Origin of the sequence: Acuticoccus sp. MNP-M23 (assembly GCF_031195445.1) — a bacterium.
GTDB lineage: Bacteria > Pseudomonadota > Alphaproteobacteria > Rhizobiales > Amorphaceae > Acuticoccus.
Genome location: NZ_CP133480.1, coordinates 2,493,460 through 2,509,045 on the forward strand (window position 1 = coordinate 2,493,460; position 15,586 = coordinate 2,509,045).

At 63.7% G+C, this 15,586-nt stretch carries 15 protein-coding genes; 7 read left to right on the plus strand and 8 right to left on the minus strand.

Annotated elements, in window-relative coordinates; translation table 11 throughout:
- Positions 1–216: 216 nt before the first annotated feature.
- The 8 genes from cls to RDV64_RS11680 all read right to left on the minus strand — a co-directional run bounded on the left by cls (position 217) and on the right by RDV64_RS11680 (position 9,328).
- Positions 217–1,647 (minus strand): cardiolipin synthase, encoded by a 1,431-nt coding sequence (gene cls, locus RDV64_RS11645; protein ID WP_309195086.1) that lies wholly within the window; start codon positions 1,645–1,647, stop codon positions 217–219.
- Positions 1,648–1,820: 173 nt separating this feature from the next.
- A complete protein-coding gene (locus RDV64_RS11650) occupies positions 1,821–3,296 on the minus strand; it encodes a mannitol dehydrogenase family protein (protein WP_309195087.1) in 1,476 nt (491 codons plus the stop codon).
- Entirely contained in the window at positions 3,284–4,057 is a 774-nt protein-coding gene (locus RDV64_RS11655) for an L-iditol 2-dehydrogenase (protein WP_309195088.1), read from the minus strand. Before RDV64_RS11655 ends, RDV64_RS11650 begins: the two co-directional genes overlap by 13 nt.
- Positions 4,054–5,058 carry an ABC transporter ATP-binding protein gene (locus RDV64_RS11660; protein ID WP_309195089.1) on the minus strand — a complete coding sequence of 335 codons (1,005 nt, stop codon included), beginning with the start codon at positions 5,056–5,058 and terminating at the stop codon, positions 4,054–4,056. The genes RDV64_RS11655 and RDV64_RS11660 overlap by 4 nt, the downstream gene beginning before the upstream one ends.
- Before the next feature lie 10 nt (positions 5,059–5,068).
- A complete protein-coding gene (locus RDV64_RS11665; RefSeq protein WP_309195090.1) occupies positions 5,069–5,899 on the minus strand; it encodes a carbohydrate ABC transporter permease in 831 nt (276 codons plus the stop codon).
- 10 nt (positions 5,900–5,909) lie between these two features.
- Entirely contained in the window at positions 5,910–6,776 is an 867-nt protein-coding gene (locus tag RDV64_RS11670) for a sugar ABC transporter permease (RefSeq protein ID WP_309195091.1), read from the minus strand.
- A gap of 112 nt (positions 6,777–6,888) precedes the next feature.
- A complete protein-coding gene (locus tag RDV64_RS11675) occupies positions 6,889–8,199 on the minus strand; it encodes a sugar ABC transporter substrate-binding protein (RefSeq protein WP_309195092.1) in 1,311 nt (436 codons plus the stop codon).
- A 97-nt stretch (positions 8,200–8,296) separates the two neighbouring features.
- Positions 8,297–9,328, minus strand: coding sequence for a LacI family DNA-binding transcriptional regulator (locus tag RDV64_RS11680; RefSeq protein WP_309195093.1), 1,032 nt, complete (start codon positions 9,326–9,328; stop codon positions 8,297–8,299).
- 243 nt (positions 9,329–9,571) lie between these two features.
- On the opposite strand from RDV64_RS11680, the gene RDV64_RS11685 reads away from it, so the two are divergent.
- From RDV64_RS11685 to gntH, 7 genes are all read left to right on the plus strand, one after another.
- Positions 9,572–10,546 (plus strand): sialic acid TRAP transporter substrate-binding protein SiaP, encoded by a 975-nt coding sequence (locus RDV64_RS11685; protein WP_309195094.1) that lies wholly within the window; start codon positions 9,572–9,574, stop codon positions 10,544–10,546.
- 225 nt (positions 10,547–10,771) lie between these two features.
- Entirely contained in the window at positions 10,772–11,320 is a 549-nt protein-coding gene (locus RDV64_RS11690) for a TRAP transporter small permease (protein ID WP_309195096.1), read from the plus strand.
- An 84-nt stretch (positions 11,321–11,404) separates the two neighbouring features.
- Complete coding sequence (locus RDV64_RS11695) at positions 11,405–12,685, plus strand: TRAP transporter large permease (RefSeq protein WP_309195097.1); 1,281 nt, start codon at positions 11,405–11,407, stop codon at positions 12,683–12,685.
- 170 nt (positions 12,686–12,855) lie between these two features.
- Positions 12,856–13,368: a twin-arginine translocation pathway signal gene (locus RDV64_RS11700; protein WP_309195098.1), complete on the plus strand. Its 513-nt coding sequence runs from the start codon at positions 12,856–12,858 to the stop codon at positions 13,366–13,368.
- A gap of 4 nt (positions 13,369–13,372) precedes the next feature.
- The gene (locus RDV64_RS11705) at positions 13,373–13,984 is read left to right on the plus strand and encodes a ferric reductase-like transmembrane domain-containing protein (protein WP_309195099.1); all 612 of its coding nucleotides are present in this window, start codon (positions 13,373–13,375) and stop codon (positions 13,982–13,984) included.
- Positions 13,985–14,332: 348 nt separating this feature from the next.
- Positions 14,333–14,494 carry a twin-arginine translocation signal domain-containing protein gene (locus RDV64_RS23850; RefSeq protein ID WP_375143743.1) on the plus strand — a complete coding sequence of 54 codons (162 nt, stop codon included), beginning with the start codon at positions 14,333–14,335 and terminating at the stop codon, positions 14,492–14,494.
- Between the two features lie 32 nt (positions 14,495–14,526).
- Entirely contained in the window at positions 14,527–15,585 is a 1,059-nt protein-coding gene (gene gntH / locus RDV64_RS11710; RefSeq protein WP_309199488.1) for a guanitoxin biosynthesis MBL fold metallo-hydrolase GntH, read from the plus strand.
- Position 15,586 lies beyond the last annotated feature (1 nt).

Sequence of the window (15,586 nt, forward strand, 5' to 3'; positions counted from 1 at the left end):
TAGGTTGTGCGCGCCTGAATTCAAACCGGAAGTAATTTGCATTTACTTGTGATTACTAGACAACGTGCAATTTTAATTGCTTTGCGCGCTTTGCGCGCTTTGCGTGATCCGGGAGGCGGTGGCCGCCGGATATTCCGATGTCCGGACCCGCCTTGCCCCGGAACATGAACCAAACTCCGCTGCCGGTGTGACACCTGGCGAACGAGTGCCAGAACGTCAGAGCAGGGGGCCGACAATGGCCAGGGTGTTGTTCCAGAGCCGCTTCGTCCACGGCCAGGCCTCGACCTCGGCAAGGATCACCTCGCGGCTGTCGGCAATGTACGCGTCCTGCCGGGCGCGCATCTGAGCCGTGAGGTCAGGGTCGTGCAGCAGGATATTGTTTTCGTAGTTCAGGTCGAAACTGCGACGGTCCATGTTCGCCGAGCCGATCAGCGTCACCGCGCCGTCGATGGTCATCGACTTGGTGTGCAGGAGGCCGGGCTGATATTCGAAGATGGTGGCGCCCGCGGTGAGAAGGTCCAGATAGTAGCTGCGGCTCGCGGCGCCGACGGCAAAATCGTCGTTGCGCGCCGGAAAGACGATGATGACGCGAACGCCCCTGTTTGCCGCCGCGCAAAGGGCGCTCTGGGTGGCTTCGTCGGGGACATAATAGGGCGTCGTGATCACGAGCTCCCGGCGTGCTGCATACATCACGCTCTGAAACATCTCCGGCATTGCGGATGCGCGGGTCGTCGGGCCGCTGGCGACCACCTGCGCCGTGAAGCCGGGCTCAACCGTTCCGAGCGGCGCCTGCACCACGCCGCCGATATCCTCGTCGTGGGACTCCATCCAGTCGCAGGCAAACAGGTGCTGGTTCTGGCGGACGACCGGTCCCTCGAAACGCATCACGGCGTCCACCCAGGGCGCATAGGCCGCCTTGGGCAAGAAGGCGGGATCAGCGCAATTCTGGCTGCCGCAGTAAGTTATCTCGTTGTCGATCACCAGGATCTTGCGGTGATTGCGAAGATCCACACGCCCCACAACGGCCCGGATCAGCAGATTGCCGACCTCGAGCGCCCGCGCCAGCCTGATGCCGGCCTTCGCCATTTCGGCCCAGTGGGGGCTGTTGATCAGGGCGCGAGAGCCGAGATCGTCGACCATGGCGCGGCAGACGACGCCGCGCCCCGCGGCGCTCTTCAGGGCATCGGCCATTTTGGTGCCGTTGGTGTCCGGCAGCCAGATATAGAACATCAGGTGGACGTGGGCGCGGGCAGCGTCGATATCGGCGACCATCTTGTCGATGGTCGCATCCGAATCCGGCATGAGCGTCGCCCGGTTTCCGGTAACCGCGCCGTATCCGCTGATCGACCGGCCGACGTTGAAGAGCTGCTCGTAGGGGTCGTGCGCCTCCTGCGGCGGCAGCGCCCTGTCCCACCCTTCAATATCGTGAGGGCGCGGGAGGCCAGCCACGATCCGCCTCAGCCGGACAACGCGGTTGCGGCCGATATTCGTCTCGCCAAGAAGAATGTAGGCGATCACGCCGAACAGCGGCACGGCCAGCACGACGGCAATCCACGCCAGACGGGAAGCCGGGTCCCGGTGCGGCCGCAAGAGAACACGGATGATGCAGGCCGTCCCGATCAGAAATATGAGAGACGCGATGATCATCTGAAACTGGCTCCTCGGGCCGCCTGCCGTCACAACCGCCGAGGCTGGGTGGTTCAAACTGGCACACGGCGCCGGGGGACGGCGAGTCGTTCATGCCGGCCAGCAGCCTAACCGTGGTCCGGCGCGCCCGCCGTCAGCAGGGGAGGCGGGCACGGGTGTTGCGGACAGGATGCTCAGGCGCTGTAGTGTGCGAGCGCGGCTTCGGTTCCGTTTTCGTCGATGAACCGCATCCAGCGGCAGAAGGGTTGCACGAACGCCTCGGCATCCTTGAGGTCGCCGTAGAACGGGTTCTGGTCCAGCCAGGCCTCAGGCCTGGCGCGCGCTGCCTTGGCAACTGCGACGAGGCGGTCCCAATCGGGATCGTTGGCGGCGATTTCGGTCCCGTCTTCGCGGGTGCCGCGCGCCATGCGCGCCCACAGCGCCTCCACCAGCGCAAGGCCGTCCACCGCGCCGCCGGCCGCCAGCCGCTCGCGCACCGTGGGAAGCACAAAGCCCGCGTGCCGGGAAGATCCGTCGAAAGCCACCCGGCGCGTGGTGTCGCCGATGGCGGTGTTGGAAAAGCGCGTTCGGGTCTGCTGGAAATATGCCTGCGGGGTCATCTCCGGCACGGGATCGACGTGTGGCAGGATCTCGGTCTCGGCGACCTTGGCGAAATAGGTCCGCACCGCCTCGCTCGCCATGCAGTCGGCAATGGTGTCCAGCGACAAGAGCTCGCCGGGATTGGCGATGATCTGGTGGCCTGCGTTGAGAACGCGCAGCTTCATGATTTCGTAGGCGTGCACGTCACTGGTGAATGTGGCGCCGGCAAGCTCCCACGGCGGGCGGCCTGCGCAGAAATCGTCTTCCATCACCCACTGGCGGAAATTCTCGTGGGTGACGGGCGCGGCATCCGCGATGCCGAACTGCCGCGCCAGCGCGATCTCGTGCGGCCCGGTGGCGGGGACGATGCAATCCACCATCGCGTTGGGGAAGCTGACATTTTGCTCGATCCAGTCCGCAAGGGCGGGGTCGGACAGGCGGGCGAGGCCAGTGACGGTCTGCCGGGCGATGGCGCCATTGCCCTGGAGGTTGTCGCACGACTGCACGGTGAAGGCCGGCTGCCCGTTCGCGCGCCGCTGTTTCAGCGCCGCGACAATGGCGCCGAATGCCGTGCGCGGGCGCTCCGGACTGGCGGCGTCGTGGCGGATATCGGCGTGGCTGCCGTCAAGGCTGTGGCCGGCGGCGTCCTGATAGTAGCCGCCTTCGGTCACCGTCAGCGATGCGATCCGGGTGGCGGGATCGGCAAGGGCTGCGACCAGCGGCGCGTTGTCGGCGGCGATGGGGCAGAAGTCGATCATCGCCCCGACCACCTCGGCGCCCATGCCCGTGGGGTCCAGCTCGATGAGGGTGGTCAGCCCGTCCTGCGCCAGAAGCTTGTCGCGCATGGCGCTGTCTGCCGGGCGGACACCGGCGCCGACAATGGCAAAGTCGTGCGCATGCCCGTCCTGCATCAGGCGGTGGAGATACCACGACTGGTGGGCGCGATGAAAATTGCCGAGCCCGATGTGCACGATCCCGTGCGACAGGGCCGCACGGTCGTAGCGCGGCCGGGCGACATTGGCGGGAAGGCGGTTCAGGCTGTCATTCGACAGCGTCGTCAATTCATCCACTGGCCACCATCGACGTTGTAGGTCTGCGCCACGATATAGTCTGCTTCCGGTGTGGCGAGGAAGACCGCCATGCCCGTCAGATCCTTGGCGACACCCATGCGGCCATAGGGAACGCTCTCGCCGACCTCGCGCTTTTTCTGGCCCGGTGCCTTGCCCTCCAGCTTTGCGAAAAAGGCATCGACCCCCTCCCAGTGCTCGCCGTCCACCACGCCGGGGGCGATGGCGTTGACGTTGATGCCGTGACCGATGAGGCCCAACCCGGCGGACTGGGTGAGGCTGATGACGGCCGCCTTGGTGGCGCAATAGACCGCCACGAGCGCCTCGCCCCGCCGGCCGGCCTGGCTTGCCATGTTGATGATCTTGCCGCCGCCGCCCCGCGCGATCATGTGCCGCGCCACCGCCTGCATGGTGAAGAGGGTGCCCGAAACATTGATGGCGAACACGCGGTCATAGTCCGCGCGTGTGATGTCGGCGATGGGGGCCGCGGTGAAGAGGGCCGCGTTGTTGATGAGAATGTCGATCCGGCCCATCGCGTCGATGGACGCTGCGACGGCATTGTCGATGCTCGCCTGGTCGGTGACGTCCATCCGGATCGCGGTGGCCGCCTCTCCGATTTCGCCGGCGGTGCGTCTTGCCCGGTCGATGTCGATGTCACCGATCACCACTTTTGCGCCCTCGTTCACGTAGGCCTCGGCGAAGGCGCGGCCGATGCCGCGGGCCGAGCCCGTGATGAGGGCGCACTTGCCGTCGAGCCGCTTCATGCCACGCGCAGTCCGTCGCGGTCGAACCGGTGGATGTGTTCGGGGTCGGGGGTGAGGTGGATGGTCTGGCCGTGGTGCATGTCCACCTCGCCGCGGGCGCGCACGGTCACGGGCTCGTCCCTTCCTTCCATGTGGACGTGGAAGAACGTGTCCGAGCCAAGGTGTTCGGACACGCCGATCTTGCCCTGCCACGGGCCTTCGGTGGCCGAGGGGGTGATGTGCTCGGGCCGGATGCCGATGGCGTGGGCATCGTGGCCGGCCGCCTCGGGCCCCTCGATGATGTTCATTTTCGGCGAGCCGATGAAGCCTGCCACGAAGCGGTTGCGCGGATTGCGGTAAAGCTCCAGCGGGCTGCCCACCTGCTCGATGCGGCCGGCCTGAAGCACCACAATCTTGTCGGCCATCGTCATCGCCTCCACCTGGTCGTGGGTCACGTAGACCATGGTGGTGTCGAGCCGGTTGTGCAGCTCGCTGATTTCAAGGCGCATTCCGACGCGCAGTGCCGCGTCGAGGTTGGACAGCGGCTCGTCGAACAGGAAGGCTGACGGTTCGCGCACGATGGCGCGGCCGATGGCAACGCGCTGGCGCTGGCCGCCGGACAGCTGGCCGGGCCGCCGCTCCAGATAGTCGGTCAGGTTGAGAACGTCGGCGGCCTGGGTGATGCGGCGGTTCTGCTCGGCCTTGTCCATCTTTGCCATGCGCAGCGGAAAGGCGATGTTCTTGCGCACGCTCATGTGCGGGTAGAGCGCATAGGACTGGAACACCATCGCAAGCCCGCGCTTGGCGGGCGGGATCGTCGTGGCGTCGGCCCCGTCGATCCGGATCGTGCCGCCGGAGACATCTTCCAGCCCTGCAATCAGGCGCAGCAGCGTCGACTTTCCGCAGCCTGACGGGCCGACGAAGACCACGAACTCGCCGTCGTTGATCTCAAGGTCGAGCGGGGGAATGACGGTCACGTCGCCGAACGACTTCTCGACCTTTTCGAGAACGATACGTCCCATGGGAGTTCTCCTATTTCACCGCGCCGAAGGTGAGGCCTCGGACAAGCTGCTTCTGGGCAAACCAGCCGAGCACGAGGATCGGGGCAATCGCCATCGTGGAAGCGGCACTGAGCTTGGCGTAGAACAGCCCTTCGGGGCTGGAATAACTGGCAATGAAGGCTGTCAGCGGGGCTGCGTTGGCCGCCGTCAGGTTCAGGGTCCAGAATGCCTCGTTCCACGCCAGAATGACGTTGAGCAGCATTGTCGAGGCAATGCCCGGCAGTGCCATTGGCGTGAGCACGAAGATGATTTCCTCGCGCAGGCTTGCACCGTCCATCCTCGCCGCTTCGAGGATCTCACCCGGAATCTCCTTGAAGTAGGTGTAGAGCATCCAGACGATGATCGGCAGGTTGATCAGCATCAGCACGATGGTGAGGCCGAACCGCGTGTCGAGAAGGCCAAGCTCGATGAAGATCAGGTAGATCGGGTAAAGGACGCCCACCGCCGGCAGCATCTTGGTGGAGAGCATCCAGAGGAGAATGTCCTTGGTGCGCCTGGAAGGGACGAACGCCATGGACCATGCGGCCGGAACGGCCACGATGATGCCGAGCAGCGTCGAACCGCCGGCAATGATGATCGAGTTCCACAGGAAGCGGACATAGTCGGAGCGCTCCTGGACGACGGCGTAGTTCTCCAGCGTCCAGTCGAAGAACAGGAACACCGGCGGGTCGGCGATGGCCACCGCCTCGGTCTTGAAGCTGGTGAGGACGGTCCACAGGATCGGGAAGAAGATCAGCAGTCCGATCGACCAGGCGATGAGGGTGTTGAGCGCTTTGCGCTGGGTGCTGACGGCGCGTGCCATGATGCCTCCTCTATTTGTCGAGGTTCTTGCCGACGATCCGCATCAGGAAGATCGCGACGATGTTGGCGAGGATGACGGCGTAGATGCCGCCGGCGCTGCCGAGGCCCACATTCTGGCTCTCCAGAACGCGCTGGTAGATGAGGTAGGTGAGGGTGCGCGTGCCGAACGACCCCTGCGTGGTGACGAAGATTTCCGCAAAGATCGAGAGCAGGAAGATCGTCTGGATGAGGACGACCACCGTCACAGCACGGGCAAGATGCGGCAAAATGATGCTAATGAAGCGCGAGACCGGCGGCGCGCCATCCATTTCGGCGGCCTCCAGCTGCTCGCCATCCAGCGACTGTACTGCGGTCAGAAGGATGAGCGTTGCGAACGGCAGCCACTGCCACGCGACAATCAGGATGATGGATTGCAGCGATGCCTGGCTGAGCCACTCGATGGGCGCGAAGCCGAAGAATTGCCACAGGTGCGCGAAGAGGCCGTTCACGGGATCCATGAACATGTTCTTCCACACCAGAGCAGACACGGTGGGCATGACGAAGAACGGCGCAATCACGAGGATGCGCACGATCCCCTGGCCCCACATGGGCTGATCCAGCAGCAGCGCGAGGACGATGCCCAGGACCACGGTGATGATGAGGACGCCGCCGACGATGATGAGCGTGGCCTGGACGCTTGGCCAGAACGCGCTGGAGGTCACGAAGCGGACGTAATTGTCGAACCCGGCCCAGCCGAGGTCTCCGCCGCGCAAGGGCAGGTATTTCTTGAACGAGAAATACAGCGTCATGCACAAGGGAACGAGCATCCAGCCCAAAAGCAGGATGACGGCGGGTGCCATCATCACCCTTGCGGCGGTGCGGGAATGTTGGGTGGCCATGGCTTGGCTCCATGCCGGACTGTCGGGGGCATGGCGGCGGCGCCGTCAGGGGGCGCCGCGCGCGCGTGTGTTGGACGGCGGGCGCGAACGCCCGGCCGTGCCGTCCGGTGGCTCAGTAGCCGGCCGCTTCCATCTCTTCGGCGGTGATGTTCTGCGCCTTTTCCAGCGCCTCCTCGACCGTCTGCTGGCCTGCTAGCGCCGCCGACATTTCCTGGCCGACCTGCGTTGCGATGCCGGCAAACTCGGGGATCGCGACGAACTGGATGCCGGTGTAGGGGACCGGGTCGATGGTGGGCGCCGAGGGGTCGGCGGAGTTGATGGAGTCCAGCGTCATCTTCGCGAAGGGCGCAGCATCCAGATATTGCTGGTTCTCGTAGAGAGACGTGCGCGTGCCGGGGGGAACGTTGGCCCAGCCTTCCTTGTCAGCCACAAGCGCCGTGTAGTCCTTGCTGGTGGCCCAGGCGACGAAGGTCTTTGCCGCGTCCGTCGCGTCGGAGCCGGCGGGAATGCCGAGCGACCACGCCCACAGCCAGTTGCCGCGCTTGCCGAGGCCATTGTCGGGCGCCAGCGCAAAGCCGACCTTGTCGGCGACGGTGGAATCGTCGGGGTTGGTCACGAAGGAAGCCGCAACCGTCGCGTCGATCCACATGCCGCATTTGCCCTGCTGGAACAGCGACAGATTCTCGTTGAAGCCGTTGGTGGAGGCGCCGGGAGGGCCGGAGTTCTTCATCAGGTCCATGTAGAAGTCGAGCGTCGACTTCCACTCTTCGCTGTCGAACTGCGGCGTCCAGTCTTCGTCGAACCAGCGCGCGCCGAACGAGTTGGCCATGGCGGTGAGGAAGGCCATGTTCTCGCCCCAGCCGGCCTTGCCGCGCATGCAGATGCCGTAGATGCCGTTCGCCTCGTCGGTCATCGCCGCCGCAGCTTCGCGGATGAAGTCCCATGTGGGGGCTTCGGGCATCTCGAGCCCGGCCTTCTCCATCAGATCGGTGCGATACATCACCATGGAGCTCTCGCCGTAGAACGGGGCGGCATAAAGCTCGCCGTCGACGGTCAGGCCGCTGCGGATGGCGGGCAGCAGGTCGTCGGCGTCCCACGCGTCCGGAAGATCGTTGAGGGATACCAGCCAGCCGAGCTTGCCCCAGATCGGAACCTCGTAAGTGCCGATGGTCATCACGTCGAACTGACCGCCCTTGGAGGCGATGTCCTGTGTAACACGCTGACGCAAGACGTTTTCTTCGAGCGTTACCCACTCAAGATTGATGTCGGGGTGCGCTGCCGTGAACTCGTCCGACAAGCCCTGCATGCGGATCATGTCGCCGTTGTTGACGGTGGCAATGGTGACAGTGGTTTGTGCAAGGGCACTGCCGGTGGCGAACATAGCCAGCACCGACACGGAACCCAATACTTGGCCCAGTCGCATAACGTACCTCCCATGTAGCTTTTTATTTGGAAGCGAGAGTAGGAGGCTAAAAACTACCGAGTCAATATGAATTTTCCGCGCGTCAAATTTTAGGCGGTCAGGCCGATTGGCGCAGAACCAGGCGGCCGTCGAAAAGGGTCGGCTTTCGGCCCTTTGCCGTCCCCTCGTTGTCGATGATCTCGAACAGGGTCTCGAAGCTGCGCGCGGCGATGGCGTCATATTCCTGGCTCACGGTTGTGAGCGCGGGGCAGGTGTAACGGGCAAAGGGGTGGTCGTCGTGGCCTGCGATCCGCATGGCGCAGCCGCTGCCGGCCCCCACGCGCAGGCCGTTCTCGTAGGCGGCGGCGATGAGGCCGATGGCAAGGCGGTCGTTGCTGCAAAGGACGGTGTTGGTCGCAAAGCCGTTCTGCCGGATCAGACGGCTCCCCTCGCGAAGGCCGATGCCCTCGAAATCCCAGCCGCCCCCTTCGGCCTGGACGATGTGCGGCGTCAGCCCCTGTGCGTTCAGCGCATTGCGGAAGGCGTGGTGGCGCTTGAGCGCGTTGGGGTTGGGCGGTGTCGCCATCTCGAAAAAGCAGGGCGGCTCGCCGGTTCGGCACAGGTGATCGACGATCAGCGCGATGCTCTGATCGTTGTTGGAGCCGATGAACGCGGCATCGACCCCCTCCATCTCGCTGTCGAAGATGACGGTGGGAACGTCGGCGCAAATGGCCTTGATGGCGGCCTTGTCAGACGCACGGCCCAGCGGCGCAATCAGTGCGCCAGCAGGCTTCAGGGCGCGCAGCGTGTCGAGGTTTTCGTTTTCGAGGGTAACGTCGCCGTGGGAGCTGAGGAGTAGGGGGCGAAATCCCTCGGCGATGCACATGCATTCGATACTGCGTGCAATTTCGGCAAAGAACGGGTCGACCAGCTGCGGAACCATGATGCCGATGGTTTTCGTCAGGCGCCTGTTCTGATTTATTGCATATATATTGGGCCGATAATCGTATCGGGCGAGCGCTCCCTCGATCCGCTTGCGCGTAGAGTGGCGGACGCTGGCCGGATCGTTGAAATATTTGGAGATCGTCGGTCGCGAGACGCCCGCAACCGATGCGAATTCTTCCATGTTCTTGATTTTTATGTCGGACACGATTGCCTTCGCCTTGGATTGGCGCATCATACACAACGAGCGTCGCGCAAAAGATCGTTAAATAAATTGCGCGCGTAAAATTTGCGCGTCGCGGCGGTGTCGGGGAAGGGGGACCTCAGCCCGCAGAGAATTGTTTGTTGTCGCGTTACGCGGTGCCTGCCGGGTTGATGCGGCTTGAGTGCCCTTGCCGAACGCCATAGGCTGCCGCCAGCAAACGATAAAAATCAATCGGGAGGATACTGAATGATGATCCGCACAATGCTTGCTGCCACGGCGGTCGCCAGTGTGGCGCTGATGGCCGGCTCCGCATCGGCACAGACGATGCTGAAGTTCGCGCATGTGTACGAGTCCAGCGAGCCTTATCACACCTGCGCTGTCGCAGCGTCGGACAAGCTGCTTGCGGCGACCGACAACCGCTACGGCATCGAGGTGTTTCCGGCATCCTCGCTCGGCAAGGAAGTCGACATCAACGAAGGGCTCGGCATCGGCACGGTGGATATCATCTACACCGGCCAGCTCTTTGCAGGGCGTGCATACGGGCCCATCGCCATCGGCGGGTCGCCCTTTATGTTCCGCGACTATGCGCACTGGGATGCCTACCGCAACTCCGACCTCTTCCAGGAGCTGAGCGACGGTTATACCAAGGCCACCGGCAACCACATCGCCGCGATGACCTATTACGGCAACCGCCACGTCACCTCCAACAAGCCGATCCTGAAGCCGGCAGACATGGAGGGGCTGAAGATCCGCGTGCCGAACGCACCCCTTTACATGATGTTCCCGCGGGCCACCGGCGCGAACCCGACGCCCATCGCCTTCGCCGAAGTCTACCTCGCGCTTCAGCAGGGGACGGTGGATGCGCAGGAAAATCCGCTGCCCACCATTCAGGCCAAGAAGTTCTACGAGGTCCAGAAGGACATCAACCTCACCGCCCACATTACCGATGCGCTTCTGACCATCGTCGGCGGGCCGGCCTGGAACCAGATGTCCGAAGAAGATCAGACCGCGCTCGGCGGCGTGCTGAAGGACACTTCGGCCTGCGCCACCGACCAGATCCGCCAGAAGGAAGCCGAGCTGGTGAAGTGGTTCGAGGGCGAGGGCGTTGTGGTGAACGAGGTTGACCGCGGTCCGTTCATCGAGGCGACCAAGAAGATGCACAACGGCGACATGGCAACCTGGGACCAGGAAACCTACGACCGCCTTCAGGCGATCAACTAGCCCATACACGCTGAAGTGCGGCCGCCTTCTTTCGCAAGGAGGCGGCCGCATTCGTGTCCCGGCGGACCTGACCGGGGCGGCCAGGATCAGCGCCAACGGTGGGCCGGATTGGATGTTTCCGGCCCATGCGGCGGCTGCCGCACCTTGTTGCCGCGAAGCTCACACACACCACAAGCCTGAGAATGGGGATGCTATGTCCAAGGCATGGCGCGAGGCAGAGCCCGCATGAACGACCAAGCGGTTCCGGCCGATGCCCCGGAAGACGAGCCCATCGACCTGTCCGACATCCAGTGGGACGACGCGCCTGTCCTGGTGGTGTTCTGGGCGCTGGCGGGCGTGGTGTTCCTGCAATTCTTCACCCGCTACATTCTGAACGATTCCCTGGGGTGGACCGAGGAGATCGCCCGCTTTTTGCTGATTGCGGTGACCTTCATCGGCTCGATCATGGCGGTGCGGAAGGGAAGCCACATTGCGGTCGAGATTCTGTACCGGTGGTTTCCGCGCCCGCTGCGGCGGATCCTGCAGACGATCGTCGACGTGGTATCCGTCGTCTTCTACGGGGCGCTCACCTGGTTCAGCTACCAGCTCTCCGGTCGCACCTTCCAAATGATGGTGTCGATCGATGTGCCGAAGTCGTGGGTCTATTATGGCGTGACGGCCTGCTTTGCCTTGATGACCATGTACGCCATCGTCGTTGCGGCCCGCCACATGATCAGCGGAACAAGCCGTCTGGTTGATCCGGACAGCTACGACGTCACTCCGTCCACGGACTGACGGCCCGCGTGGCTCGCCCGCTCCGCCAAGCCTTGTTTCTACCTCGTCCCCCGCAACGTGGACGCCACTCAAGAAAGATCCGACGTGGAACTTGTCCTTCTCTTTGGTCTGCTCTTCGGCGCCATCGCCCTCGGCTTTCCGGTCGCGATCGCCCTTGCAGGCTCATCGGCCATCTTCATCCTCGCGACGGGGCAGGTGCCCTCGATGGTCGTTGCGCACCGGATGATCAACGGCGTGGATTCGTTTCCGCTGCTGGCGGTGCCGTTCTTCATTCTCGCCGGCAACCTGATGAACACCGCCGGGATCACCGAGCGGATCTTCGAGTTTGCCAAGGCGCTGGTGGGCTGGATGCGCGGCGGGCTGGGGCACGTGAACATCGGCGCTTCGGTGATCTTTGCCGGCATGTCGGGCGCGGCTGTTGCCGATGCCGGCGGCCTCGGCGCCATCGAGATCAAGGCCATGCGCGACGCGGGTTATGATCCGGGATTTTCCGTCGGCGTGACGGCGGCATCCTCCACCATCGGTCCGATCATCCCGCCCTCGCTGCCGATGGTCATCTACGGCGTGGTCGCAGGTGCGTCCATCGGCCAGCTGTTTGCGGCCGGCTTCGTTCCGGGCCTCGTCATGGCGCTGTCCTTGATGGTGATGGTGTTCTTCTATGCTCGCATTCGCAATTATCCGCGGGATGCACGCTTCTCCATCCGCCGCCTCGGCACCACCTACCGCAAGGCGTTCCTGTCGCTGCTGACGCCAGTCATCATTGTCGGCGGCATTCTGACCGGCGCGTTCACGCCCACCGAAGCTGCCATTGCCGCCTGCGTCTGGGCGCTCTTTCTGGGGATCGTCGTCTACCGCACCCTCACGTGGCGCCGGTTCCTGCGCGTATCCTACGATACCATCGAGACCACAGCGGTGGTGCTGTTCATCGTTGGTGCCGCTTCGATCTTCGCCTGGGTGCTGACCTCCAACCGCGTGCCGGAACAATTTGCGGCGCTTCTCCTGTCGGCGTCGGACAACCCCATCGTCATCCTCATTCTCATCAACCTGATCCTCCTGATCGTTGGCTGCTTTCTGGAAACGGTGGCGGCAATCACCATTCTCGTGCCGGTGCTGCTGCCGATCGCAGTGAAGATGGGTGTCGACCCGGTGCATTTCGGCGTGATCATGGTGCTGAACCTGATGATCGGGCTTCTGACACCGCCGATCGGGATGGTGCTTTACGTGCTGTCGCGTGTGTCCAAGGTGCCGTTTGAACGGTGCGTCACGGCGACGGCGCCTTTCCTCGTCCCGCTGGGCATCGTTCTGGTGCTTGTCACCTTCATTCCCGCCATCACCATGTGGCTGCCGACCCTCATCTACCGCTGAGGCAACCCCGGCCCTCTCAGGGGCGCGACCCATGGGCGCGCCGCAACCGCGACACCTTCTCCCCACATGCGGGTTGTACTAAGGCGCAGACGTCACAACGCGCACAGTCCGAACTCGAAGAGCGTGGCCGAAACCCGGTTTTCAGGCCACGCACAGGAGGAGAGACCGAGATGACGAAAGTCCTGCAGACCCGCCGCGCCCTTCTCGTGGCAGGCGCCACCACGGCCGCAGCTGCCATGACGTCCGGCGCCTTCGGCCTCATCGCCCCCGCCAGAGCCGCCGGTCTCGCGCCGACGACGACGATGCGCGGCGGCGCCAACAACTACCGGCCCGGCGCGCCGGTTGTGCCGCGCATTGGCGGCGGCGGCTTCTGGATGACGGGCACCGTGCGGCGCGCGGGCGACGGTGTGCCCCTCGAAGGCGTCCGCATTCAGGTCTGGGCGCACACCACCGAGGGCCATGAGCGCGACCAGCGCAGCCATGGTGCCACGCTGACCGGCGCCGACGGTGTGTTCCGCATGGAGATGCCGCAGATCGTGCCAGCCTTTGGCCAGCCCCACGCCCACCTCGCCTACGACGCGGAATATGACGCCAACGGCTTCCAGACCGTTTTCCTCCGCCCCGTGATGTCGAGCGCGCGCGACACCAGCCTCACCGCCGACTTCGTGCTGCAGTCCGCCTGACCGCGTGAGGCGTGCCCGCGCATTGCTGATCTGGGCGGCGCTCGCGGCGGCTCTCGCCGTGCCGATTGCCGTCGCGGCGGCCAGCCCGCTGCTCGCCTGGCGCGACCCGGTCTACATCGCGGCCGGGTTCGCGGGTGTCGTCGGCATGGCGCTTCTCCTCGTCCAGCCGCTGCTGGCTGGCGGGTATCTGCCGGGTCTGTCACCACGGCGCGGGCGAATTCTCCATGGCTGGGTCGGGACGGCTCTGGTCGCGGCGGTCGCACTCCATGTCGCGGGCTTGTGGCTGACCAGCCCGCCGGACGTGATCGACGCCCTTCTGTTTCGTTCGCCGACGCCGTTCTCCCTCTGGGGCGTTGTCGCCATGTGGGCGGTGATTGCGGCAGCGCTGGCTGCCGGCTTTCGCCGCCGGCTGCGCTTGCGCCCGCCGGTCTGGCGCCTGTTCCATCTGACCTTTGCGGCGGTGATCGTCGTTTGCAGCGTGGTCCATGCGATGCTGATTGAAGGGACGATGGGGGCGGTGTCGAAAGCGGTGCTTTGCATTCTGGTCGTGGCCGCAACCCTCAAGGTTGCCGCAGACCTGAAGCAGCGGACCGTGTTGCCGCGCCGCAAGGCCTGACCGCCATCTCTCCAGCGTCGTCGCCGGCGACTATCTCAGAGCGGATCAAGCCTTCCCGGCAATGATGGCTGTCCGCAATCCGGGCCATCCGGTCCAGAGCGCTCAAGAGGCTGTTCGTGATGGTCGCAGTCTGGTTCGCTCCAAGCCTGAGGTATGACGCGGGCGGATGCGTTTGCGCTTTCGTGCAACCCAATTTTGCCGTCCTGACCGTGCCAAAGCGCAAGTATGATCGGCCAATTCGCGAAGTTACCAAACTAATAATGTTATTAATTTTAATATATTGATGCTAATTATTTAATATGCATACATTGCTGCTGACGATTATGATCTATTATTGGAAATAAACCTATGTCAGCGTCAGATAATGACGAAAACCCTACTCCCGACAAAGTATCGGGCAACAGAGGGGGTCTGGATCGCCGCGATTTTCTGAAGGGCGGCGGTGCTGTTGCTGGTGGCGTGGCCGCTGCTGGAATGGCCGGCACGGCATCGGCAGAGGACGTCCGGTAACCGCCGATGAGGGCGTCACCCGGTTGAAGACCGTGATTGCCCGTCCCGACATCTGGTTTTATCCCGGCGAAGAGCTCGACCCTGACGAGATGCGCGTCACGCTGATGGGCACCGGCTGGGGCAACATCATCCGCCACGAACAGAAGGGCGCGAGCATCTTCGTCGAGCTTGGCAACGGTGAGAGCTTCGTGTTCGACATCGGCCCCGGCAGCGGCATCAATTACAACACGATGCAGGTTCCATCCTCGCGGATGACGAAGATCTTCCTCACCCACCTGCACACCGACCACACGTCGGATCTCGCCTGGGTCTACTCCTTCGGCCCCGCGTCGGACCGCTATGTCCCGCTCGAAGTCTACGGTCCGTCCGGCCCGCGTCCGGAGCTGGGCACCAAAGCCAATATCGAGGGGATCAAGACGCTCACCCAGTGGCACCGCCCGACTTTCGAGGCCACCCTCAATGTCGGCAAGGCTTACGAACTCGACATCACCGAACTTGATTACCGGCAGAATCCGGGCGTTGCCTACGAGAAGAACGGTGTGAAGATCACCCACTTCCCGGCGCTTCACATTGCCGATGGGGCGATTTCCTACCGGGTCGACTGGAATGGGCTTTCGTTCGTCTGGTCCGGCGACACGCAGCCCAACCATTTTCTGGTCGAGAATGCGCAGAACGTGGACCTTCTCGTTCATGAGACGGCGCCCTCGGTGGAGCGCTACAGCCAGGCGACGGGCCAGCGGGAAGACATTGCCAAGGGAATTGTCGCCGCCTCGCACACGCCGGCAAAAGCGCTCGGCAAGATCCTGCAGCTCACCAACCCGAGCCTTGCCGTCACCTGCCACTCGCCGATCGACCCGCAGGAATGGCAGGATTTCTACAATGGCGTCGCCAGCCACTGGGACGGCAAGTACCAGGTCGGCGAAGACCTGATGGTCTTCAATATTTCCAAGGATGCGGTGACGGTGCGCAAGGCCGGCATCCATGGCCGCGCATGGCAACCCAACGTCGTTTCCCCCGAATCCACCACGCCCACCAAAAACGTGAAAGATCTTCAGTCGTCCCTGTTCGATAACGCCATCAAGGATTATTGAC